Source organism: Methyloglobulus sp. (genome assembly GCF_040079455.1).
In the GTDB taxonomy this organism is placed as follows: Bacteria; Pseudomonadota; Gammaproteobacteria; order Methylococcales; family Methylomonadaceae; genus Methyloglobulus.
Window position 1 is genome coordinate 1 of record NZ_JBEBKJ010000009.1, and the last position, 23,546, is coordinate 23,546.

The following is a 23,546-nucleotide window of genomic DNA, read 5'->3' on the forward strand; positions in this document are numbered from 1 at the left end:
TTCTTCAACACCACAATGTTTACAGATTGCCATAGCCGCGCCTCCTTTGGATTAAGGAAGTTACTATAGCCAAAATGTATCTTTATGTAAACACTCTCAGTGAGTTAATTGGATTATTAGGATATGCGGTATCCTCTGCCACGTAAGGTTTCAATAGGCTTACGACTGCCATCGGGATCTAGTTTTTTTCGTAAGCGACCAATGAAAACTTCAATAACGTTGCTGTCACGGTCAAATTCCTCATCATAAATATGCGATGTCAAAACGGTTCTTGTAATCAGTTCGCCCTTGCGGAACATTAAATATTCCAGCACCTTATACTCGTACGCAGTTAACTCCAGTTTTTCGCCTGAAACCAAAACTTCCTGAGTTAACGTGTTCAATGCAATATTATCATGTGTCAGCACGGGGTGCGCTTGTCCTGCTGATCGGCGAATGAGGGCATTGATCCTTGCCAACAGCTCTTCATAATGAAATGGTTTAACGAGGTAGTCATCGGCACCTGCTTCCAAGCCTTCTACTTTTTCTTGCCAGCGGCTGCGGGCGGTTAAGATAAGAATAGGTAGTTTAACTTTATCTTCTCTTAGCCGTTTGATAAGCTCAATGCCTGAAAAATCGGGCAAACCAAGGTCAATAACTGCTGCATCAATAGGGTATTCTTTGCCCATGTAGTAGCCATCTTTACCTGTGTTAGCCGTATCGACAGCAAAACCTTTATCTTCCAGATATTGATGAATTTGTTTGCAGAGTGTTATTTCGTCTTCAACTACAAGAATTCGCATGGTTTCTCCTTAGTGAAAACCGTCAACTAATCGACGCGCCTGTTTCTGCGTCGATTTTATAATGCTGTATACGGCCATCTGGGGTTAGTACCTTGATGATGTGGACTTCTCTGCCATCAATAATCTCAGTCGTTGCGCCTAATACCCGCTTATTGCTTTCCCTGAGAATTTGTCGGGTTGCTTCATCCAGGCTCACCCGTGCGACGTTAAGATTCTCGGAGGCATGGCACACACTGGATAAGACTATTAATATCAGTAATTTAATCAGTATGTTCATAAGTACACTGTTAAAGTCATCGGTTTATTTTTTCTGAAATATATCTCGAATGTTCTGATAGCTTTTAAATCAGGCGAGGCTAGTGTAGCCGAATACCCTGAATGCAGACTGAACTTTAGTGGAATCAATTTCCTTAGTGTAACGACCATTCCCGCACCAAATTACTGATGCCTGCTCCAAAAGATGCGCCCAGCTTACCCGCTATGCGGTCAACCAATCGTTCTTGTTGGGTGAAATCGACTAATGTTTCTGCGCCGATAATGTCTTTGGCGACATGATCTTGCGTCCCCATCGCATCAATAATGCCCAGCTTAACGCTTTCTTCACCTGTCCAAACTAAGCCTGAAAACATATCAGGCGTTTCTTTAAGGCGAGCGCCTCTGCCGGATTTAACTGCACCTATAAATTGCTGATGAACTTGGTTGATTAAGTTCTGCATGTACTGGTTTTCATCGGGTTTGGCGGGGGAGAAGGGATCCAATATCGCTTTGTGTGCGCCAGCAGTTATTAGACGGCGTTCTACACCCAGTTTTTGCATGGTTTCAACAAAGCCAAAGCCATCCATTATTACGCCGATAGAACCCACAAGACTGGCGGGGCTGGCATAGATTTTGTCAGTTGCAGCAACTATGTAATAACAACCGGACGCGCAAATATCGCTGACGACGGCGTGTATAGGTAGACTAGGATGTTCTTTTTTTATCTTCTTGATTTCATCGTACACATAAGCTGATTGCACGGGACTGCCACCGGGCGAGTTGGCATTTATAATGATGCCTTTGGTATTTTTGTCTTTCACCGCATTTCTGAGGCTTTCAATAATGCTGTCTGCATTGGCATTTTGACCTTCTGCGATTATGCCCACTAAGTCGATCACGGCAGTATGTCCTTTTCCGCCTATTCCCATGTCCTTTTTGAATTTGGGATATAGGGTAACAGCGAGGATTGCCAGTAAATATCCAAACATCAGTAGCTTAAAAAATATCCCCCAGCGCCGTGACCTTCTTTGTTCGGTGACGGCAGCAAAGGCCAGTTTTTCGACGAGTTCGCGTTCCCAGCCGACTTTGCCAGATGAGGTCGAGTTAACTTGATTGTCTGATTGGTTGTCCATCAATTTACCTTAAGAAATAAAAGTCAGTAATTCCGTTGCTTGCTGCAAGCATAGCAAAGGATCATATTGTTGTAGGGATTCTCGGCTGTTTGCACCGCAGGCAACGCCGACTGAAGGCACATTGGCGTTACGTGCCATTTGCAGGTCGTGGATGGAGTCGCCAACCATCAAGGTACGATCAGCCGTTGCTTGAGTATGGTGCATGATTTCATGCAACATTTTTGGGTTGGGTTTTGATGCGGTTTCATCAGCACAGCGGGTAATGTTGAAGATGCTTTCCGTGCCTGTGGCTGCCAATGCGTGCGTCAAACCCGCCCTGGTTTTGCCCGTGGCGACGGCAAGTTGATAGCCTGACTCTTTCAAATGTATCAACATGTCATAAATGCCGGGGAAAAAATCATCCTGAGTAAGTTGTTTGGAGAAATAGGTCTGACTATAACTGGCGACTAATTTATGATTGGTAGCGGTATCAGCATTGGGATATAAAGCCTGCACTGCATTTTCTATGGATAAACCTATCGTATCTTTGGCGGCTTGTGGCTCAGGAATTACGTAACCGCATTGTTCCCCTGCTTTTTGTAGGCAATGGACTATCCAATCAATGGTATTGACCAAGGTGCCATCCCAGTCAAATACAATTACATCAAATCGGTTCTTCATTTTTAGTAAAATCAATAAATTGTTGTGGTAATGGAGCGGATATTTTTACAATTTCGCCTGAAACGGGGTGTTTAAATTGTAAAGTTTCTGCATGCAGAAACATTTTTTTATAGCCCCGATTTTTAAAGACTTTGTTGACATCATCAAAACCATAACGGTCATCGCCAATAATCGGGTGGCTTAGATAAGCGGCATGGACGCGGATTTGATGGGTTCGTCCGGTTTTAGGAGAGACTTCGACCAGAGTTGCATCTTTAAACAGCTTTAACCGACGGAATAAAGTTTCAGATGCTTTTCCCGCTTGGCTGATAACCACCATCCGTTCGCCGCCTTTGCTGACATTTTTTAACAAAGGTTGATCTACAATCAGTTTTTTTCGCGCCCATTGTCCTGACAGCAAGGCTAAATAGGTTTTGGTGACGGTATCATCACGAAATTGCTCATGTAAATGGCGCAAGGCACTGCGTTTTTTGGCGATTAATAAACAGCCGGAAGTGTCTCGATCCAGCCGATGCACTAATTCGAGGAAGCGTTGCTCAGGATTTATTTTTCTGAAGCCTTCGATAATGCCTGAATCAATACCGCTACCGCCATGTACGGCAAAGCCTGACGGTTTGTTAACGACTAATAACGATTCGTCTTCAAACAAGACATTATGTTGCAAGATGTCGGTTAAACCTCGGCTGACGGGCAGATCACCATCAGTATTTTCTGCCATACGCACCGGTGGAATTCGTACAATATCGCCGATAACTAAGCGATATTTCACGTCTACCCGACCTTTATTGACCCTGACTTCACCCTTACGGACTATGCGGTAAATGCGGCTTTTGGGAACGCCTTTCAAGCGGGTAATGAGGAAATTATCTAGCCTTTGCTCGCTATTGTCTTCGGTGATTTCTACCCATTGAACCTGGGGTGTTGGGCTTTGTTGGTCGGTATCCATGGCTTAAATAATACCAGTAGTTTGCCTTAATTGATGGATTAAATTGATGAAAAGCAATAAGGTTGCTATATTAACCTTGCTATAAAGTAAAAAAATAGAAGGCTCTCTAGGGTTTCCATCATGAAACTAGCAAAAAGTGAGTCGGTGAGGAACGAAAGTTATAAAAATAATGTCAAGGCCTCATCCACAAAGAATTTCGGGTTGGTCATTCACCCATGACGAATGAATTATTAAATCCTGTCCAACGACAGATTTTACACTAACGACTGAAAGAACAAATTGCTTAGTTAACCACTACGCGTAGCCATCGTTGATCTCATTACACTACTAAGCCATAAGGCTCACATTAGGGTCGGGATACCAAACAGCAAGTCATTTATGCCTAAAAACCTATAAATGCACATAGGACAACGAAAGCCTAAATTTTGGCGCATTAGCTAGGCGCGACGATTAAACCAGTCTGAATCAGTAAATTCTGATTATTGGAGCAGTACATAAAAAGGAAATAGAATGAAAAGAATGCTTATCAATGCCTCGCAGGCTGAAGAATTGCGGGTGGCTTTGGTAGATGGTCAAAAATTGTATGATTTTGACATAGAAGTACCTTCAAAAGAACAGAAAAAATCCAATATATACAAAGGCATAATCACCCGCGTAGAACCTAGTCTGGAAGCGGCATTTATTAATTATGGCGCCGATAAACACGGATTTTTGCCGTTCAAAGAAATTTCTCCCATCAATCTCAAAGCCCAAGACGAAACCGAAGGTGAGGTGCGCCGTAGCGCTATCAAAGACCATCTTAAGGAGGGTCAGGAAATCATCGTCCAAATCGAAAAGGAAGAGCGGGGCAACAAAGGTGCTGCGCTAACCACCTACATCAGTCTGGCGGGCACTTACTTGGTGCTGATGCCTAACAATCCGAAAGCAGGAGGCATTTCCAGGCGCATAGAAGGCGATACCCGCAACGACATGCGCGAAGTCATGGCAAGCCTTGAAATACCTGAGACGATGGGGCTTATCGTCAGAACGGCAGGTTGCGGTAAAAATGCCGAAGAATTGCAGTGGGACTTAAATTACCTATTGCAATTGTGGGATGCTATCGAACGCTCATCGACAGAACAGGCCGCACCATTCCTGGTTTTTCAGGAAAGCAATGTCATTATTCGCGCCTTACGGGATCATTTGCGGGGCGATATTGATGAAATTCTGATCGATAATGAAGAGTCGTTCAAGCTCGTCCAAAATTTCATGAAGCAGGTCATGCCGCACTTGCTGCCTAAAGCGAAGTTGTATCAGGATGCAGTCCCTCTATTTAATCGCTATCAGATTGAATCGCAAATTGAAATCGCCTATGGTCGGGATGTGTCCTTGCCATCGGGTGGGTCTATCGTTATCGACCATACCGAAGCGTTAACGTCCATCGACATTAACTCGGCACGCGCAACTAAGGGTAGTGATATTGAGGAGACTGCGTTCAATACCAACCTTGAAGCGGCAGATGAAATTGCCAGGCAACTCAGGTTGAGGGATTTAGGTGGCCTGTTTGTTATTGATTTTATTGACATGATGTCCAACAAAAATCAGCGTACGGTTGAAAATCATTTGCGGGATGCCCTGAAAATTGACCGTGCCCGAATTCAAACTGGCAAGATTTCACGTTTCGGATTGTTGGAAATGTCCAGGCAGCGTATGCGGCCATCTTTGGGTGATTCCACCCAAATCACCTGCCCGCGCTGTAAAGGCCAAGGTTCAATCCGTAACGTAGAATCGGTCGCGCTTTCCGTATTGCGCTTGCTCGAAGAAGAAGCCATGAAAAAAGGCACGGAAAAAGTGATCGCGCATTTGTCGATTGAATGTGCCACTTTTCTGTTGAATGAAAAACGCAGTGCGATAGAAAGTATTGAACAGAGATTAAAAGTTGGCATCGTCATTTTGCCTAGCAAACACCTAGAAACTCCCGCTTATGATATTGACCGTATCAGAGAAAAAGAGGGCGGCACTGATGATAAGCCCAGTTATGTGCAAATAAAAGCTGAAGATATTTCGATTCCTGAGTTTGCCCAACAGATAAAACCCAAAAGTGATAGAGCCGTCATCAAAGAATTTTTGCATGACTCACCAGCACCCGCGCCTGTACAAAACAAGAATGAGTCAGCCAGCCTGATTAAACGTTTCTGGCACAAATTGGTTGGCACAAAGCCAGAAAAAGCTAAAACTAAGCCAAATATAAAAGCACAAAATTCTTCGTCCCAGGTTGTTAGAGATGCTGGCGCGGGTGAGGAAAATCGGCAAGCGAGACCGCGTAATAATAGGCGAGGTCAAGGTGCTAACTCGAACCAAACAAGCCAAAATCCAAACCAGAATCCGAACAAAGACGCTAATCCTGGTCGTGGCGCACCAAGAGGACAACAACCGCAACGTAATGCCCGTCCTCCTAGGGGGCAGGAATCAAGGGCAGCAATGCCGCAAGATGCCACGCGGTCACCGAATCCGAATCAAAACCCGAATCGGCGACAAGAACCCATCAAAGATTTCAAACGAAATGTTGCTTCACCTTCTGTGGAAGATATTGATGCCAGCTCGATTGTTAATGTGGCAGAAACAGCAACGCCAACTTTTTTACCTAAGCAAGAAGTCATAAGTGAAAGTGTGGTTATTGCCAACACAGAAGAATCGGTTTCGAGTAATGATGAGCAGAGTTCGCCTCGTTCTGAGAATAAACGAAGTAATTCTAGACGTGGGCCCAATCGCAGAAGACCGCGCAATCCCAATTACAAGAAACCTGATGCTACTGGCGAGGACGGCAATAATGCTGAAGGCGCGACCAGGGAGTTTTCTGGCGAATCTCAGGCAAGTTCTGCACCGTCTTATGCCGCTGAATTCGCCAATCGTCAGGGAAGAGACGGTAGATCGGAGTCTCAAGCGAGTGCTTCAAATACTGCCCCAGAGAATGTCAGCCTAACCGTGACACCTAAACCAGATTCAGCTAATGAATCTTAAGTAGTATTGGATTAAAAAAGGTTTTTGCTAAGCTGGAATAACCACTAGCCTAGGTAATCGATATCATGATCGCAGATTTCTTTCTGGATATTTCGATTTCAGAGCAATGTTTGACCATTATTGATGGCGGTAAGGAAATACGAAGCTATCCTGTTTCCACCGCCAAAAATGGTGCAGGTGAACAGCGTGGAAGCGAGTGTACGCCTATCGGCTGGCATAGCGTCAGGGCAAAAATTGGCTCAGGCCAGCAAATAAATTCGGTGTTTAAAGGCAGGCGACCGACTGGTGAAATCTATAGCAATGAACTGGGCGTGCTTTATCCTCAGCGCGATTGGATATTAACCCGCATTTTGTGGCTAGGTGGCTTGGAACCAGGTAGAAACCGCTACGGAAACGTCGATACTTGCTGGCGATACATCTACATACACGGCACGTCGGATGAAGCGATGATTGGCTCTCCGGCTTCGCATGGCTGTATACGCATGAAAAATATAGACATGTTAGAGCTGTTTGAGTCTGTGGAAACTGGCGTTAAGGTCTACATTCACGAGTAATTATGTATTTGCAAAACCGTGTAACAAAACCAGCCCAAAGACCTCAATGTTCATCTTAAAAAAATAAATGGCACGTATTGTTCTAGGGATCGAATACGACGGTAGTCGTTTTTTCGGCTGGCAGTGGCAAACCAATTTAGCTAGCGTACAAGGTGAATTGGAAAAAGCTTTATCGAAAGTGGCTAATCATCCCGTGACCGTAATTTGTGCGGGCAGGACGGATACTGGCGTTCATGCCTTGGAACAAGTGGTGCATTTTGATGTCAACGTAGAACGTGAACTCGATGCTTGGCTGTTAGGGGGCAACAGTAATCTGCCGGATGCGATACGGATTACTTGGGTTAAGCTAGCAGTAGATGGCTTTCATGCGCGGTATAGTGCTATTGCTCGACTCTATCGTTACGTAATTCTGAATAGGAAGGTCAAGTCGGCGTTGCTAGGCAAACAGACAACGTGGTGCTATCACCTGTTGAATGCCGAGATAATGAATAAAGCCGCACAACACTTGCTTGGCAGTCATGATTTTTCTTCATTCAGGGCGCAAGGCTGTCAATCAAAAAGCCCAGTGCGGATTGTGCATTTTATTGAGGTTTCCCGGGATGGCGACAAAGTTATTATTCATATCTGTGCGAACGCTTTCTTACATCACATGGTCAGAAATATTGCCGGTGTCTTAATAGATATAGGCGTGGGCAAGCAAGCAGAAGATTGGACGCTGGCGCTACTGTCCGCCAAAAAACGGTCTGTTGGCGGCGTAACAGCCCCACCTTATGGCTTGTATTTGGAGTCGGTTTATTATCCTGATTGTTATGGAATTTCAAAGCATCCTGCGTTTCTTAAATTACCGGAAGATGCCAAGCGTTTTAACTAAATCCCCGTTTTGTGGCCTCCTTGCTTGCAATTTACAGTTAATCGAGTAGATTTATTTCTTATAACCTAATACATGATAAATATGACCAATTTTTTATCCTTTCAAATACACGGCGGGGGAATGGGAGGCGGTGTTGCCGCTAACGTCGAGAGCCTACTCGTGTTTATCGAGGGACTTTCAGGCAAAACGCCACCAGAAATGTTTTCTGCAATACTGCCAGGAATTGCGGGGTTGGAAAACATCCATCCCCTGTTTGTACACTACCCCATTGCATTATTTACCGCATTTTTTCTATTTGATTTTTTTGGCACGGTAACCAAAAAAGAAAAATTGCGCTATGTAGCAAGCTGCTTGCTGTATGTGGGTACGATTGCTGCCGCATTTACGGTTGTGGCAGGATTGTTTGCAGCCGATTCTGTCGAGCATGGAGAAGACGTACATGAGATTATGGAGCGTCATGAGCATATTGGCATCGCCGTACTTTCTTTATCACTCTTTCTTTCCGCGTGGCGGTTAAAACAATGGGGATTGCATTCAAAAAGCGGTAATACGATATTTCTTTGTTTGGCCGGATTCCTCTGTGTACTCTTATCATTGGGAGCAGATTTAGGCGGCTTAATGGTTTACCAGTATGGCGTATCTGTCAAAGCCGCATCCACCAACTCAGGAATTAAGCCAGAAGACGCTTCTATGCAGCCGGAGCATAAAAAAGATAATCCTGAATCTAACAATAATGCTGATAACCACAGCGGCCATGAACACGGTGGGCATAACCATGATGGACACAGCCACTCGCATGGTGGCCATCATCACTCTCACTGACGTAATCAGAAACTTTTCATGGTGTCTTTATTTTATACCCATAACGCCCATCTTCCCTGAGTAAGGACAAAGATAGCGATAAGTGCGTTGGTCGTCATGTGGGCTACGACGGCATCACCAAGATGTCCGCGTCTGTAGAGGGCAATGGCATAGCCCATGCCAGCCAATATTCCAGCAAACCAGCGGTCGTGCAACAGCCCAAAAAACAATGAAGAAAGAAGGAAAGATAGCCATGAAAAATGACCTTCGGGTACATTTTCGAAGTCTTTTGCACTCAGCTTACGGATCAAATAACCGCGAAAGGCGAGTTCCTCGACTATCGGAACTATAACAACTGATCCGAACACGCGAAAAACCAACCACACTGCCGCCCATCCACCGCTCAGTTTTTCAAGGCTTTGCAATAAAGCCATTCCGCTGTTGTTATCATTGGGTTCTAGAAGCATCCATATTATAAATACCAAAGTGCCTATCACTGGTGCTTGCCAGCTACATGTCCAAACTAATTTGCTGTAAATTTTACGGTAGCAAAAAAGAACGGCAGTAATAATCCCTATTCTTATGGGGTAGAGGAAGTCAAATCCACTTGAAAAAGCCGATGTTATCATCAAGGCAGCCATTTGAACCAGCAGTGGAACAAGCAAGGCGGTGGCTAGAGAGTTACTGTGTGTATCAATCACAAGCTTGGATGGGTAAGCAGTAAAAAAACGCATTCGGTGTGACAAAGCTATTGCAGCAAGTGAAATCAGGGTAAAGGCTATCCAGCCGGCTTGTGCATGAAAACCCATCCCTGCCACTTCGGGAGAAAAAGAGCTACCGATGGCAATCAGCATAGCGATACGAACTGCGTTGGCTAACCATATTGCCAGCATACCCAAGGGAAAAAGCCATAAGACCTGAGGGAAACGTAAATCTTTGCGAAATAACCAGAGGTAAACAGCCAGAAATACGGCGATAAGGGAGACACCTTCGATGCCCGAACAGGCGTAAGTGACTTCGCCAAAATAAGACACCGTTCCTACCACGGATGACTCAGGCTCATAGATAAGGTCGGAATAGAACCAGCCAAGCAGTTTATGGACGATTTGAAGTGTGAGTCCCGATAAAAAAAACCAAAGATCTTTTTGGGCGAGAGGGGCTTCTTGCCGAGCAAGCATTCCAATTAGCATCCAGGCGCAAATGCCAAGGAGAACGCCAACAAGCAATTCTATGCGTTTTTGACGAATAAGGGTTAACCAAAAATTGCTTGGAGCTAATGCTAATACCCATAGAATGAATGTTGCACTTGCTAACGCAAACCAAGCTGAGAACCAGAGTGCTGTTAGATGGAGAGGATTGGCAGGCTTTTCAAAAATCAGTGAGGTGACTGTTGCGAATGCGGCAAAGCTTAAGAGATGCAGCGTTAGCCAAACTGGCCAGCGGTAGCCTTGCGACTGCATGAATAACTGGTCAAAGACTGTTTTGTAATGTGGAGTAAGGATGACGAAGCAAGCACCAACCACCCAAAGTGCTACCTGCCAGTAATCTTTGGAGAAATCAAATAACCACGCCGACAGGCTATTGTTATAGTAAAGTAGGACGGGAACTTCATAACATGCTGTTATTGCAGTGATTTCAATGGACAGAATCGCTACTAAAAAGAGGTGTCGAAATGTTGACCTATCCAAGATTGTTGGTATGTGAATGCTTTTCAAGAATTAAGGAAACTAATCGTAATGTGAAAAAAATTCCTCTAAAAGCAAAAAGCCGAATCAGTTCTTAATAGTCTGATTCGGCCTTTATGTGTGGCATGGAGCAATTTTAAGAACGTCGAGATCTAGACCTTTCGCCTACTAATAATAAAGCACCTGCAAGCAGTGCAATCGCGCTGGTTCCAGATGCAATAGATATTTCTGGAAATTTAGGACGTTTGCCAGATATTTCTCGGACTTCAGTACGATGCCCGCCCTTGTCCTTACCTTTATCCTTATCAGCCATTGCAATATTCGATGCGAGCAATAAGCCCACTGCAATGGCTGTAAATGTCAGTTGTATTTTCATGTTCGCTAACCTCAAGTTTTGTAATCAACAGCACAGATCAAAAATTCTTTACAGCAGTGAAAATCTAGCACGTTTTTTCGGCTTACACAAGAGAAAAAAACCTCTTGAAGTCGCAAGGCAATTACGCTTAAAAAGCTTGAAAATAGACTTTAGATTAAGCAATAAGTCTGTCATTTTTATTTTCAATAAATCCAAAAAACTCCTTCTCCCTCTGGGAGCATAGGTATCTACACAAGTATCTGCCTGTTGGTGCGATCGAAAACTGATCATCTGTGCCGATTGAAAATTGACCAAGGGGTTTAGCGGTGTAGCGACTACACCGCATCAGATTAGTCGACCAAACTTAAAAGGAGTTTTAAATGCCTTTTTGGATTAAGTTGAGTCGGAATAGAGATAAATTCATTCTACTTATAGGCATCAACCTTTGTTGTTTCTGCTTTGGGTGATGAGCGTTTAGAGAACTCCTGACCTTGATTCGATCTTTTAGATGTCTTGGCGAAAGATAGCCACAAATTTTTTCAGAAATGACTTCTGAAATCCATCCTTTGGCCTGATGTAATTTGAGACGCTCAAAGCTTTCTTTCGGATAGGGTTAAGTTGTAAATTTGACGAAATCCTCGTTTATCTATATTATCCTACGGTTATGCTAGCTCACTTGCCCAAATTCATAGACCCTTTATTATTGGCCGATAGGAATGCCAATATCGAAGGAGAATTGCCTGTCAGCAGCTTAGAGCGGGTAGCTGATTTGTTGTCTAATGATGCCGGCAATATTTCCGTTAAGTTATTTTTTGGCAGGAAAGGTAGGCTGGCTACGATTGATGGCCATATTTCTGCTGTTCTGGCGCTAAAGTGTCAAAGATGCTTAGAGCCTTTGGAATGGACTGTAAGTAGCGATATTAATTTAGGTGTTGTTAGCTCGTTAGAGCGAGCAAATGATTTGCCTGAAGGTTTTGAACCTTTACTGCTCATTGAAGAAGGCAAAATCCCTCTCGTGAATATCGTCGAAGATGAGTTATTGCTTATTTTACCCAGTATTCCTAAACACCAAGACGATTGTGCAGAGCCCAATACGCCTAATAATAAGCCTAAGCCGGTACTCAAAACCGTTGAAACAATAAAAGAAACCCCTTTTTCCATATTAGCCAATTTAAAAAAACTGGAGACCACCAATGGCAGTACAAAAGAGTAAAGTATCACGTTCAAGACGCGGCCAACGCCGCTCCCACGATTCCTTAACCGCAAGGACATTAGCCCAAGACCCATTGACAGGCGAAACCCATTTGCGTCACCACGTCACGCCCGATGGCTTTTTCAAAGGCCGTCAAATCGTAACTACGGATGTTGAAGATTAATTATTCTACTGCTTTGCTTTAGCGTGTTGTTAGCAAGCTTACATTAACTTATCCTAAGCTAATTATATCGGAGCACTTCTTAAGCGTGAGTTTGACGATCTCGATAGATGCAATGGGCGGAGATTTCGGCCCCGAGGTGACTGTGCCTGCGTCTTTGGAATGTTTAAAAAACAATCCAGACTTAACGTTGATATTGGTTGGTGATGAGACTATTCTCAATCAGCATTTAGCAAAAAATCAATCTGCCGCTCACGAAAGGCTAGTCATTCAGCATGCCTCGCAGCAGGTTGAAATGCACGAATCGCCATCCAAAGCATTGAAAAATAAAAAAGATTCTTCAATGCGGGTGGCTATTAATCTAGTTCATGAAGGCCGCGCAGACGCTTGTGTTAGTGCCGGCAATACTGGCGCATTGATGGCGACCGCTCGGTTTGTACTAAAAATGATTCCCGGCATAGACCGCCCAGCCATTATTTCTACCCTTCCATCGATATATGGTCATACCCATGTCCTTGATTTGGGTGCAAATGTCGATTGTACGGAAGAACACCTTTACCAATTTGCCGTCATGGGCAATGAATTGGTCAAGGCAGTTGAGGATATTGAAAACCCCAAAGTTGGCTTGTTGAATATCGGTGAAGAAGACGTAAAGGGTAATGAGCAGGTCAAGGCTGCGGCAAAATTGCTGGAAAAATCATCCCTGAATTACATTGGCTATGTCGAAGGTAATTCGCTTAATGCGGGGAATGTTGAGGTGGATTTGATTGTCTGCGATGGTTTCGTCGGTAATGTTGCACTGAAATCCATAGAGGGTGCAGCAAAAATGATTAGCACCTTACTCAAAGAATCGTTTTCTAAAAGTATTTTCACCAAACTGGCTGGATTAATTGTTTATCCAGTCCTTAAATCGTTTAAAGATCGAATTGACCCTCGGCTATATAATGGTGCAAGTTTTTTGGGGCTTAGAGGATTGGTCATCAAAAGTCATGGCGGCGCGGATGCGCTAGCCTTCAAAACAGCTATCCAACTTGCAGAACTTGAAGTGAAACAAGATGTTATCAGAAAGATAAGCGAACAGGTAGAAAAATCCCTGACCCTGGGAAAAAGCGCATGACCCGTTTTGCAAAAGTACTAGGTACAGGTGGCTACTTGCCTGAAGAAATCCGCACCAACGACGATATTTCAAAAACGGTTGACACTTCCGATAGCTGGATTTACGAACGTACGGGCATCAAAAGCCGCCGTATAGCGGGTGCAAACGAGACAGCTTCGAGCATGGGTGAAATCGCCGCAAGACAAGCGATAAACACTGCCCAAATCAGCCCAGATGAAATCGACTTAATCATTGTCGCCACGGGAACGCCTGACCGAGTTTATCCAAGCACGGCTTGTTTACTCCAACACCGGTTAGGAATCAAACATTGCGTAGCTTTTGATGTCCAGGCGGCTTGTTCCGGCGCAATTTATGGGTTGAGCATTGCCGACCAATATATCAAGACGGGTGCAGTCAAAAACGTGCTTATCGTTGGTTCTGAAATTTGTTCACGCATTGTTGATTGGACAGATCGAGGCACTTGCATCTTGTTTGGCGATGGGGCAGGGGCTGTATTGCTGGGATCATCTGATGAAGCGGGTGTGTTATCAACGCACATCTATTCCGATGGCGGCTATGAGGACATGCTTTATTGTCCCAACCCGCAAGCTGCAACCGAAGTCAATAAGCATGAAGCTGGGTACATCAGTATGCGCGGCAATGAAGTTTTTAAGATGGCGGTCAATACCTTGGAACGCATTGTCGATGAAACCCTGGAAGCCAATAACATGGAAAAATCCGATGTCGATTGGCTGGTTCCACATCAAGCTAATATCAGGATTATTGCAGCCACCGCAAAAAAACTGAAGATGTCTATGGATCAAGTCATTGTCACCTTGGAAGAACAAGGCAATACGTCTTCTGCATCTGTGCTGCTTGCCTTGCACGAAGGTGTTAGTGATGGACGTATCCAACGCGGACAAATAATCTTATTGGAAGCATTTGGTGCAGGGTTCACCTGGGGTTCCGCGCTTATCAGATATTAACTAGTAACACATCCATGAGTAAACAACAAAAAAATCTGGCATTTGTCTTCCCAGGGCAAGGCTCTCAATCCGTGGGTATGCTGACCCAATTGGCGGCAAGCTATCCAGAAGTTAAACAAACCTTTGATAAAGCATCATTTGTATTAGGACGCGACCTTTGGGATCTCGTTTCAAAGGGTACAGAGGACGAGCTTAATCAGACTCAAAATACCCAACCTGTTATGTTGGCTGCGGGTGTTGCGGTATGGGAAGTATGGTGCAAACACAGCCCCATCCGTCCGGCCTGGATAGCGGGGCATAGCCTGGGCGAATACACTGCTTTAGTATGTTCAGGGGCATTGTTTTTTGAAGATGCAGTCAAATTGGTTGGTGCAAGGGCGTGTCTCATGCAGGATGCAGTACCTGCGGGTGTGGGCGCTATGGCTGCTATTTTGGGGTTAGACGATAATCAAGTGACAGAGATATGCGCCAGTGTTGCTGGAACGGAAGTTGTTTCGGCAGTCAATTTCAATTCGCCAGGCCAAGTGGTAATTGCTGGACACAAGGCGGCAGTAGAACGTGCGGCTTCGGCAGCAAAGGCGGCTGGTGCTAAACGGGCATTGTTGCTGCCTGTTAGCGTACCTTCCCACTGTGCATTGATGGAATCGGCTGCGGCCAAACTTGATGAATACATGCAGGATATTGCCCTAGCCGCACCGAAAATGCACATAATCCATAATGTTGACGTGGAATCGCACACGGCACCGGAAGTTATCCGCAATGCCTTAAAAGAACAGCTATATAAGCCCGTGCGCTGGGTAGAAACCATCGAACGTATGCACAATAAAGGCGTGACCGTTTTTGTAGAGTGCGGCCCAGGCAAGGTATTGACGGGCTTGGACAAGCGTATCGCCAAAGATGCTGAACACTTAGCAATTTATGACTCAGAGACGTTAAATAAAGTATTGGAGCAACTCAATGACTAAACCAGTCGCTTTGGTAACAGGGGCAAGCCGAGGTATCGGCAAGGCAATTGCAGAAAAACTGGTCGCAGACGGTTTCTTTGTTGTTGGAACCGCAACAACAGACAGTGGTGCAGAAGCTATCTCAGCTTATCTCAGCCAAAATGGCAAAGGCCTAAAACTTAATGTCGCCGATGCGGAATCCATTGAAGCCGTCATCAAAACAGTGAATGATAGCTTTGGTGCGCCAACGGTACTCGTCAACAATGCTGGCGTTACCAAAGATAACTTATTAATGCGGATGAAAGATGATGAATGGAATGACATCATTAACACTAATCTGACATCCGTGTTTCGCATGAGCAAAGCGGTGTTGCGCGGCATGATGAAAGCGAAAACTGGGCGCATCATCAATATTTCATCTGTTGTCGGTGTAACTGGCAATGCTGGGCAAGCCAACTATGCCGCAGCTAAGGCGGGGATGATAGGGTTCGCCAAGTCGATGGCAAAGGAAGTCGGCTCACGTAATATCACCATTAATACTGTTGCACCTGGCTTTATTGATACGGATATGACTAAAGAATTGAGCGACGACATTAAAAACTCTTTGTTGGCTTCCATACCTTTGTCAAGGTTGGGTGCAGCCAGTGAAATTGCCCATGCCGTCGCGTTTTTAGCCTCAGAAGGAGCCGCTTACATTACAGGGGAAACTCTTCATGTAAACGGCGGCCTATACATGCCTTAATATTGTGACATTATCGCAATATCAAGTATAATTCCCCCGCCGTCTGGAAATGCCGGAGACGGGATTTCCAGTAAAACTAACACCACCACATTGCAAGTTTCTGAATATTAAGAATAAGCTTGCATTGATTGAGGATATAATTATGAGTAATATTGAAGAACGAGTTAAAAAAATTGTCGCAGAGCAATTAGGCGTTAAAGAAGATATCGCTAACGATGCGTCATTCGTTGACGATTTAGGCGCTGATTCTCTGGACACAGTTGAACTCGTCATGGCTCTTGAAGAAGAATTTGAATGTGAAATCCCAGACGATGAAGCTGAAAAAATCACAACCGTTCAGCAAGCTATTGATTATGTAACAAAAAACGCCTAAACCTGATTTTCAGTGGATGAACGATCACCGTTCATCCACTAGTTTTACCACCTCCTTATCCCCACCTTAACTTTTTTTCATACGGACTATTACATTGAGCGGTCGTCGAGTTGTCATAACCGGATTGGGTGCTGTAACACCTCTTGCTAACACGGTATCAGAAACTTGGGAGGGCATTATTAATGGTCGCAGCGGTATTAGTGGCATAGATTCCTTCGATATATCGCCATTTGCGACGACTTTTGGCGGTGTGATAAGAAACTTTGATATTACACAGTATATCCCAGCCAAAGATGCCCAACGTATGGATGGTTTTATCCATTACGGCCTTGCTGCGGGTTGCCAGGCGATAGACGATTCTGGCATTGAAGTGACCGAAGCAAATGCCGAACGTATTGGTGTTGCTATTGGATCAGGTATTGGTGGCATTACGGGCATAGAAGAATGTTATGCAGTCTACGATAAGAGTGGGCCACGAAGGATTTCACCCTTTTTCGTTCCTGGCAATATTACTAACATGATTTCCGGTAACCTTTCGATCAAATATGGCTTGAAAGGGCCTAATTTTGCGATTGTTACTGCCTGTGCAACCGGAACTCACAATATCGGAGATGCCGCCCGATTGATTAAATACGGCGATGCCGACGTGATGGTAGCAGGTGGCGCAGAACGTTGTACTTCATCACCCACAGCTATGGGCGGATTTATTTCGGCAAAAGCATTGTCGCGTCGTAATGATGACCCGCAGGCCGCGAGCCGCCCTTGGGATAAGGATAGGGATGGTTTCGTCCTGAGTGACGGTGCTGGTGTTGTTGTTCTTGAGGAACTGGAACACGCTAAGGCAAGGGGAGCTAAAATTTATGCTGAGTTGGTAGGTTATGGCATGAGCGGTGATGCTTACCATATGACCACGCCATCACCAGGCGGGGAGGGCGCTGCTCGCTGTATGCGGAACGCTTTGCGCGATGCTGGACTGAACCCTGAAGCCGTAGATTATATCAATGCACATGGCACATCGACTCCAGCAGGTGATCTCGGTGAAACTCAAGCGATGAAAACCGCCTTGGGCGAGTACGCTTATAAAGTGGCTATCAGTTCAACTAAATCCATGCTCGGTCATATGCTGGGCGCGGCGGGTGGTATTGAAGCGGTGTTGACGGCTTTAAGCATCAAAAACAAAATTGCCCCAGCAACTATCAACTTAGACAACCAAGATCCTGAATGCGACCTGGATTTCGTTCCGAATATCGCTCGGGATATGAAAATTGATGTCGCCATGTCCAATTCGTTTGGCTTTGGCGGCACTAATGGTTCATTAGTGTTTAAGCGCTTTGAATAAGCACTAAAGCCATCACAAACTATGTGATCGACTCTGCCATGATTCTGATAAATGGAGTAGAAACTGATCACATTGCGGTTAATGATCGCGGCTTTCAATATGGTGACGGCTTATTTGAAACCATTGAAATTGTAGATGGAAAGCCCGTGTTTTTGGAACAACACTTACTTAGGTTGAGTACAGATTGTTGCAAACTCAATATCCCCAAACCCTATATAAAACAACTTACTGATGAAATTCATCACATTTGTAAAGATTCTAAACAAGCCGTAGTCAAAATAATTATTACACGTGGAGTTGGCGGTCGAGGTTATCGACAACCAGAAGCTATCCAGCCAACCCGCGTCGTGAGCCTGCATCCTTTCCCCGAATATCCTAAAAGCCACTCCGAACAGGGCATTAATGCGCGTTTTTGTAATACCCGTTTGGGCTTAAATCCTGCGTTGGCAGGTGTCAAGCACCTCAATCGTTTGGAACAAATCATGGCTCGTGCCGAATGGGATGATCCTACGATACAAGAAGGTATAATATCGGACATCAACGACCATGTGATTGAAGGAACGATGACCAATATTTTTTATGTGAAAGACAGTATTATTTATACCGCAACGCTGACGTTATCAGGCGTGTCAGGTGTCATGCGGGGTATTATTAAGGCTCTGATAGCCGAACATAAGCTCACTTTAATCGAGCATGACTATCACAAGGACGTGTTACTCGCCGCCGATGAAGTGTTCGTCTGCAACGCTATTATCGGCATTTGGCCTATCAGGCAGATAGAAAATGTAAGCTTTACTGTTGGCAATGTGACTAGCCAGCTCCAAACTTGGTTAGTGCATAGCAAAGAACAGGTGTGCGTTGATGCGACGTAACATAATGGCGGGGATTCTTGTTATCCTATTAGCATTGCTGATCGGCTTAGGAGTAAGCTATAACAACGCATTAAACAAGCCAGCCGTCCAGAACAAGCTAGTCGTTGAAATAGAAAAAGGCGATTCGTTTAGCAAAATCATTCAAAAACTCCTTGCGCAAAACATAGCAATTGAACCCTTCTGGTTTAAAGCGATAGCTTTCCAAAAAGGCGTAACTAACAATCTTAAAGCAGGTGAATACGAATTAACCCCTGGCTTAACAATACCGCAAATATTGACGATTTTTGCTGAGGGCAGGGCGAAAAAATACACCATTACCTTTCCAGAAGGCTGGAGTTTAAAGGAAATCTTGCTAGAAATAGCCAAGCATCCTAATATTAACAAAACCTTGCAAAAAGAAACTGTTGCAGAGCTATCTTCGTTATTAAGGATAAGTGTAAGCAATCCCGAAGGCTGGGTTTTTCCTGATACTTATCATTTTGAAAAAAATGCTACGGATGTTTCGATATTAAAAACGGCGTATGCAGAAATGCAATCCGTATTAGATCAGGAATGGCAAAGCAAAGAAGCCAATCTCCCCTATAAATCTCCATACGAAGCACTTATTATGGCCTCCATTGTGGAAAAAGAAACCGGCGCAAAACATGAGCGTCCAATGATTGCTGGAGTATTCACCAGCAGACTTGAAAAAGGCATGTTGTTGCAAACTGATCCCACCGTCATTTATGGCATGGGTGATAAGTACAAGGGCAACATCAGGGTGAAAGATCTAAGCACTGCAACACCTTACAATACTTACGTAATCCAAGGTTTACCGCCCACACCGATAGCCATGCCCGGACGAGATGCCATACATGCCGTTTTGCATCCCGATAAAGGCAATAACCTGTATTTTGTGGCTAAAGGTGATGGTAGCCATCAATTTTCACCTACCTTGGCTGAACATAACAAGGCCGTTAATAACTTTCAGAAGCATAGAAAATGATGACTACCAAAGGAAAATTTATCACGCTGGAAGGTGGTGAAGGGGTAGGGAAGACTACCAATGTGCCGTTCATCAAAGATTATCTACTAAGCCAAAACATTCCTGTCGTCGTCACACGGGAACCTGGTGGCACTCAGCTGGCTGAAAAAATACGAGGGCTTTTGCTACATAGTGATGGTGAAGAAGTAACTGCCCATGCCGAAATTTTGCTCATGTTTGCCGCCAGGGCGCAGCATCTTAAGTATGTGATAAAACCTGCCTTGGCTCAAGGTCATTGGGTGTTGTGCGACCGCTTTACCGATGCCACGTATGCTTATCAAGGCGGTGGACGAAGTACGCCTTTAGAGGCTATCCAATGGCTAGAAAATTTCGTACAAGATGATCTAAGGCCTGATCTAACTTTATTGCTCGATGTACCTATCGAAACTGGCATGGCTAGGGCAAAAAATAGGGGAGGGCAGTTAGATCGCTTTGAGTCAGAACACGTGCATTTTTTTACACAAGTCAGGCAAGTTTATTTACAGCAGGCTCAACAATACCCGGAGCGGATCAAAATAATCAAGGCAGATCAAGCCTTAGCCGACGTACAAAAAGCGATTGTTGAAAACTTAAAGCCTTTGCTGCTATGTCCGTAAGTCATAGCGTATTCCCCAGCCAGCAAAAAAACTGGGATTCCCTTTACAGTTATATCAAACAAAAACGGTTACCACAGGCTTTACTTATTACAGGCACGAGTGGACTAGGCAAACACACGTTAGCCAACCGATTTGCCTATTCCTTGCTTTGTGCAAATCCACAAGATAATGGCGAGTGTTGCGGCGTGTGTAACAGTTGTTTGTTAATTAAAGCCGATACCCATCCCGATTTAAATCAGATAAAACCGGACGATGACAAAAAATCCATTTCCATCAATCAAATTCGACAGCTCGTTACCGATACTTATTTAAAGCCACAATTCGATACTCACCGAGTGGCCATCATCAATCCAGCAGATGTTATGACGGGGCAAGCCGCAAACGCATTTTTAAAATGCCTTGAAGAACCGACTGAGCGCACTATTTTTATCCTAATAACAGACAAACCGAATAAATTACCGGCAACCATTATTAGCCGCTGTCAAAAACTCTCGATAACTTTTCCTGAGAAACCGATGCTTTACGATTGGTTGAAAGCCCAGGGCATCGACGATAATCAAGAAACGCTAGTCAATTTGCTTAAAGGATCAATAGTAAAGCCCCAGCAACTCACTAACCATGATCTCCTAAAGCAACGCACGGATTGCTTTAACGACTGGTTAACGATTGCAAAACAGACCAATCATCCAGCGATAATTTCAGAAAAATGGCAGAAATTGCCGGAAATAGAATTAATAAACTGGCTAATATCCTGGGTGGTTGATTTGATTAAATGTACTTACCAGATTAATCGAGAACAATTATGCAACCAAGATCTCATCAAACCTTTGCAAGAATTGTCACAGCAACTAGACTTAAAGCACCTTTATAAGTGGTATGACTTACTCATCATTAGCCGCCAACGCTTAGGTACTCAAATTAATTTCCAGATAATGATTGAAGAAATTTTAGTACAATGGCAACAAATTAACGGGAGAATTTAGCAATGGCAGAAGCACCAGCCCCCAGACAAGGTATTTTGTCGCTCGCTATTAAAGACAAAAACGCCTTATATCAAGCTTACATGCCGTTTGTGACTAACGGTGGCTTATTTATTCCGACTGACCGTGAATACGCAATGGGGCAAGAAGTGTTTATGTTGCTAAATCTGATGGAAGAACCAGAGAGATTACCCATTGCAGGGAAAGTGATCTGGAAAACCCCTGTAGGCTCATCGGGCTACCGGATATGCGGCATTGGCGTTCAGTTTAGCGATCAAGACGGTGGTTTGGCGCGTAATAAGATAGAAACTTATCTTGCGGGGGCGTTAGGTTCCGACCGCTCAACACATACCATGTAAAGTAATCACACCCCTAGTGCCTCCTTGCAGCTTGACTTTTAACGATCAAGCCTGAGTTAATACCAAAAAACACAAAATACTCTTAAATGCTAATCGACTCTCATTGCCACCTTGATCGTATTGATCTGACACCTTATCAGAATGATTTTGCAAACTTTATGGATGCAGTCAGCGATAACCAGATTGAACATTTACTGACCATCGCTATCGACCTGGAATCATATCCCGACATGCTTTCTATGGTAGCCAACTACCCGCAAATATCGGTAACAGTGGGCGTTCATCCTAATGTGCAGGATGGTAAAGATCCAACAGTTGATGAACTTATCGCTTTAGGACAGCTAGACAAAGTAATTGGCATAGGCGAGACAGGTCTTGACTATTTTCGTAGCGAAGGCGACTTGAGCTGGCAACAACAACGCTTTAGGAATCATATCAGCGCGGCAAAAGCGTTAAAAAAACCGTTAATCATCCACACCCGCGAAGCCAAATCAGACACATTACGAATTTTACGAGAAGAAAATGCCTCAGAAGTCGGCGGTATTATCCATTGCTTTACCGAAGACTGGGAGTTTGCACTAGGCGCATTAGAGTTGAATTTTTATATTTCCTTCTCAGGTATCGTGACATTCAATAATGCCAAAGAAATTAAAAACGTGGCAAAAAAAGTACCGCTTGATCGTTTCTTGATTGAAACTGATTCACCATACTTAGCTCCCGCGCCTCATCGAGGCAAACCTAATTATCCAACTTACGTTCGCTATGTTGCGGAACATATCGCTGAATTACGAGACACATCGTTTAGTAACATCGCAAATCAGTCCACCGAAAATTTCCGAAGGTTGTTTAAACTTAAACGCTAAATAATATAGTTCGCATAATGTATATTATGTTAAATAATACCCAGTCGTCCTGGAGGACACCGTCAATACGGTATTCTGGATATTGATAGTTTACTAAGATCAAGTTATTTAAACTTACAGAGGCACAAGCGCTTCAAAAAACGACCCTACATTCATACCCGCTTCAATCCGCTCACGAGTATCTTTAATGTTAGCTTCGACAATTTTGTGCGGCCTGATAAGTTCGTGCCAAATAAGCAAAGTACCGTCTTTTACAAGATACCTAAATAGAGCGTTAATTCGATATTCTTCGCCACCTTCAAATAATTTAAGCCCTATTGAAAACGTATTCGGTATTTTAAGTTGCCCAACCTGCCCTACTTTGCCATTTTCGATTTCTTCATGGTATTGGAATACGACTTGCCCGTTTTCTGTGTGTGTGGCTTTGTTAAATTTGAGTCTGGCATCGGATTGTAATCTCGCGGCAATATCCATAAGGTGTTCGTTTTGTGGGTCGATTATCTCTTCTAGGTTACGCTCTATAAATTGCCCGAATTCTTCTCGCAGCATGGAACGCCTATCGCTTTCCTTCCACGCTGTCCATTCCGATGTCGGCTTAAGCGTGTAAATTGCTTTATGGCTGCACCATTCGGGCTTGTCTGTTTTATGGTAATCGAAAATAGCCACGAATGTGTTGGTGTCAGTGTCCAGAAAAATTGCCGAATTTTCGGTAGCAAATTCTTGGTAATATCTGATAAAGCTGTCAGCCGTATTGTGTCGTATTGTTTGCTCTACGCGTTTTGGTTTGTCACGTAAGTCATCAAATTGAGTAATTTGAAAACCTACAGGTATCACTACTATCGGAGTTCCATTTATTATTTTCGATTCAATTGCCAGTTCTTTACCCTCTACACTTGCAACTTGAATGTCTGTGGTTGTCATGATTGATCCTGTTGTTAAATTTTATACGTATCGGTC

The 23,546-nt window shown here is 44.1% G+C and carries 26 protein-coding genes; 18 read left to right on the top strand and 8 right to left on the bottom strand.

The window, feature by feature from the left end; genetic code table 11:
* Nucleotides 1–116: 116 nt before the first annotated feature.
* The 5 genes from ABL924_RS03560 to rluC all read right to left on the bottom strand — a co-directional run bounded on the left by ABL924_RS03560 (nt 117) and on the right by rluC (nt 3,776).
* Nucleotides 117–782 (bottom strand): response regulator transcription factor, encoded by a 666-nt coding sequence (locus ABL924_RS03560; RefSeq protein ID WP_349025695.1) that lies wholly within the window; start codon nt 780–782, stop codon nt 117–119.
* 22 nt (nt 783–804) lie between these two features.
* Nucleotides 805–1,059, bottom strand: a complete 255-nt coding sequence (locus ABL924_RS03565; protein WP_349025696.1) for a PepSY domain-containing protein — start codon at nt 1,057–1,059, stop codon at nt 805–807.
* A gap of 133 nt (nt 1,060–1,192) precedes the next feature.
* Nucleotides 1,193–2,170: a signal peptide peptidase SppA gene (gene sppA, locus ABL924_RS03570; RefSeq protein WP_349025697.1), complete on the bottom strand. Its 978-nt coding sequence runs from the start codon at nt 2,168–2,170 to the stop codon at nt 1,193–1,195.
* A gap of 9 nt (nt 2,171–2,179) precedes the next feature.
* Nucleotides 2,180–2,830 (bottom strand): HAD-IA family hydrolase, encoded by a 651-nt coding sequence (locus tag ABL924_RS03575; protein WP_349025698.1) that lies wholly within the window; start codon nt 2,828–2,830, stop codon nt 2,180–2,182.
* Nucleotides 2,814–3,776 carry a 23S rRNA pseudouridine(955/2504/2580) synthase RluC gene (gene rluC, locus ABL924_RS03580; RefSeq protein ID WP_349025699.1) on the bottom strand — a complete coding sequence of 321 codons (963 nt, stop codon included), beginning with the start codon at nt 3,774–3,776 and terminating at the stop codon, nt 2,814–2,816. Before rluC ends, ABL924_RS03575 begins: the two co-directional genes overlap by 17 nt.
* 510 nt (nt 3,777–4,286) lie before the next feature.
* On the opposite strand from rluC, the gene ABL924_RS03585 reads away from it, so the two are divergent.
* From ABL924_RS03585 to ABL924_RS03600, 4 genes are all read left to right on the top strand, one after another.
* Entirely contained in the window at nt 4,287–6,776 is a 2,490-nt protein-coding gene (locus tag ABL924_RS03585) for an Rne/Rng family ribonuclease (protein WP_349025700.1), read from the top strand.
* Nucleotides 6,777–6,841: 65 nt separating this feature from the next.
* Nucleotides 6,842–7,330 (top strand): L,D-transpeptidase, encoded by a 489-nt coding sequence (locus tag ABL924_RS03590; protein ID WP_349025701.1) that lies wholly within the window; start codon nt 6,842–6,844, stop codon nt 7,328–7,330.
* A gap of 67 nt (nt 7,331–7,397) precedes the next feature.
* Nucleotides 7,398–8,201 (top strand): tRNA pseudouridine(38-40) synthase TruA, encoded by an 804-nt coding sequence (truA, locus tag ABL924_RS03595; protein WP_349025702.1) that lies wholly within the window; start codon nt 7,398–7,400, stop codon nt 8,199–8,201.
* Nucleotides 8,202–8,282: 81 nt separating this feature from the next.
* Nucleotides 8,283–9,023, top strand: a complete 741-nt coding sequence (locus ABL924_RS03600) for a DUF2231 domain-containing protein (RefSeq protein ID WP_349025703.1) — start codon at nt 8,283–8,285, stop codon at nt 9,021–9,023.
* Between the two features lie 32 nt (nt 9,024–9,055).
* Here the strand turns inward: ABL924_RS03600 and xrtE are convergent, their stop codons facing one another.
* Together xrtE and ABL924_RS03610 are read right to left on the bottom strand one after the other, a co-directional pair.
* Nucleotides 9,056–10,690 carry an exosortase E/protease, VPEID-CTERM system gene (xrtE, locus tag ABL924_RS03605; RefSeq protein ID WP_349025704.1) on the bottom strand — a complete coding sequence of 545 codons (1,635 nt, stop codon included), beginning with the start codon at nt 10,688–10,690 and terminating at the stop codon, nt 9,056–9,058.
* A gap of 133 nt (nt 10,691–10,823) precedes the next feature.
* Complete coding sequence (locus tag ABL924_RS03610) at nt 10,824–11,063, bottom strand: VPEID-CTERM sorting domain-containing protein (RefSeq protein WP_349025705.1); 240 nt, start codon at nt 11,061–11,063, stop codon at nt 10,824–10,826.
* A gap of 655 nt (nt 11,064–11,718) precedes the next feature.
* Between ABL924_RS03610 and ABL924_RS03615 the strand changes: the two genes are divergently transcribed.
* The 14 genes from ABL924_RS03615 (at nt 11,719) to ABL924_RS03680 (ending at nt 22,589) form a co-directional block, all read left to right on the top strand.
* Nucleotides 11,719–12,255, top strand: coding sequence for a YceD family protein (locus tag ABL924_RS03615; protein ID WP_349025706.1), 537 nt, complete (start codon nt 11,719–11,721; stop codon nt 12,253–12,255).
* Nucleotides 12,236–12,418 carry a 50S ribosomal protein L32 gene (rpmF, locus tag ABL924_RS03620; RefSeq protein WP_349025707.1) on the top strand — a complete coding sequence of 61 codons (183 nt, stop codon included), beginning with the start codon at nt 12,236–12,238 and terminating at the stop codon, nt 12,416–12,418. The genes ABL924_RS03615 and rpmF overlap by 20 nt, the downstream gene beginning before the upstream one ends.
* Before the next feature lie 85 nt (nt 12,419–12,503).
* Nucleotides 12,504–13,532 (top strand): phosphate acyltransferase PlsX, encoded by a 1,029-nt coding sequence (gene plsX / locus ABL924_RS03625; RefSeq protein ID WP_349025708.1) that lies wholly within the window; start codon nt 12,504–12,506, stop codon nt 13,530–13,532.
* Nucleotides 13,529–14,497, top strand: a complete 969-nt coding sequence (locus tag ABL924_RS03630; RefSeq protein ID WP_349025709.1) for a beta-ketoacyl-ACP synthase III — start codon at nt 13,529–13,531, stop codon at nt 14,495–14,497. Before plsX ends, ABL924_RS03630 begins: the two co-directional genes overlap by 4 nt.
* Before the next feature lie 14 nt (nt 14,498–14,511).
* Nucleotides 14,512–15,462: an ACP S-malonyltransferase gene (gene fabD, locus ABL924_RS03635; protein ID WP_349025710.1), complete on the top strand. Its 951-nt coding sequence runs from the start codon at nt 14,512–14,514 to the stop codon at nt 15,460–15,462.
* A complete protein-coding gene (gene fabG, locus ABL924_RS03640) occupies nt 15,455–16,183 on the top strand; it encodes a 3-oxoacyl-ACP reductase FabG (RefSeq protein WP_349025711.1) in 729 nt (242 codons plus the stop codon). Before fabD ends, fabG begins: the two co-directional genes overlap by 8 nt.
* 142 nt (nt 16,184–16,325) lie before the next feature.
* Nucleotides 16,326–16,556, top strand: a complete 231-nt coding sequence (acpP, locus tag ABL924_RS03645; protein WP_349025712.1) for an acyl carrier protein — start codon at nt 16,326–16,328, stop codon at nt 16,554–16,556.
* A 94-nt stretch (nt 16,557–16,650) separates the two neighbouring features.
* On the top strand, nt 16,651–17,895 hold the full coding sequence (gene fabF, locus ABL924_RS03650) for a beta-ketoacyl-ACP synthase II (protein WP_349025713.1): 1,245 nt from the start codon (nt 16,651–16,653) through the stop codon (nt 17,893–17,895).
* Nucleotides 17,896–17,933: 38 nt separating this feature from the next.
* Nucleotides 17,934–18,767, top strand: coding sequence for an aminodeoxychorismate lyase (gene pabC, locus ABL924_RS03655; protein ID WP_349025714.1), 834 nt, complete (start codon nt 17,934–17,936; stop codon nt 18,765–18,767).
* A complete protein-coding gene (gene mltG, locus ABL924_RS03660; protein WP_349025715.1) occupies nt 18,757–19,752 on the top strand; it encodes an endolytic transglycosylase MltG in 996 nt (331 codons plus the stop codon). Before pabC ends, mltG begins: the two co-directional genes overlap by 11 nt.
* Nucleotides 19,752–20,387, top strand: coding sequence for a dTMP kinase (gene tmk / locus ABL924_RS03665; protein WP_349025756.1), 636 nt, complete (start codon nt 19,752–19,754; stop codon nt 20,385–20,387). Before mltG ends, tmk begins: the two co-directional genes overlap by 1 nt.
* Nucleotides 20,378–21,370 (top strand): DNA polymerase III subunit delta', encoded by a 993-nt coding sequence (gene holB, locus ABL924_RS03670; protein ID WP_349025716.1) that lies wholly within the window; start codon nt 20,378–20,380, stop codon nt 21,368–21,370. The genes tmk and holB overlap by 10 nt, the downstream gene beginning before the upstream one ends.
* A gap of 2 nt (nt 21,371–21,372) precedes the next feature.
* On the top strand, nt 21,373–21,726 hold the full coding sequence (locus ABL924_RS03675) for a PilZ domain-containing protein (RefSeq protein ID WP_349025717.1): 354 nt from the start codon (nt 21,373–21,375) through the stop codon (nt 21,724–21,726).
* Between the two features lie 86 nt (nt 21,727–21,812).
* Nucleotides 21,813–22,589: a TatD family hydrolase gene (locus tag ABL924_RS03680; RefSeq protein ID WP_349025718.1), complete on the top strand. Its 777-nt coding sequence runs from the start codon at nt 21,813–21,815 to the stop codon at nt 22,587–22,589.
* Nucleotides 22,590–22,703: 114 nt separating this feature from the next.
* On the opposite strand, the gene ABL924_RS03685 is transcribed toward ABL924_RS03680, so the two are convergent.
* Complete coding sequence (locus ABL924_RS03685; RefSeq protein ID WP_349025719.1) at nt 22,704–23,510, bottom strand: DUF2303 family protein; 807 nt, start codon at nt 23,508–23,510, stop codon at nt 22,704–22,706.
* Between the last annotated feature and the right edge of the window lie 36 nt (nt 23,511–23,546).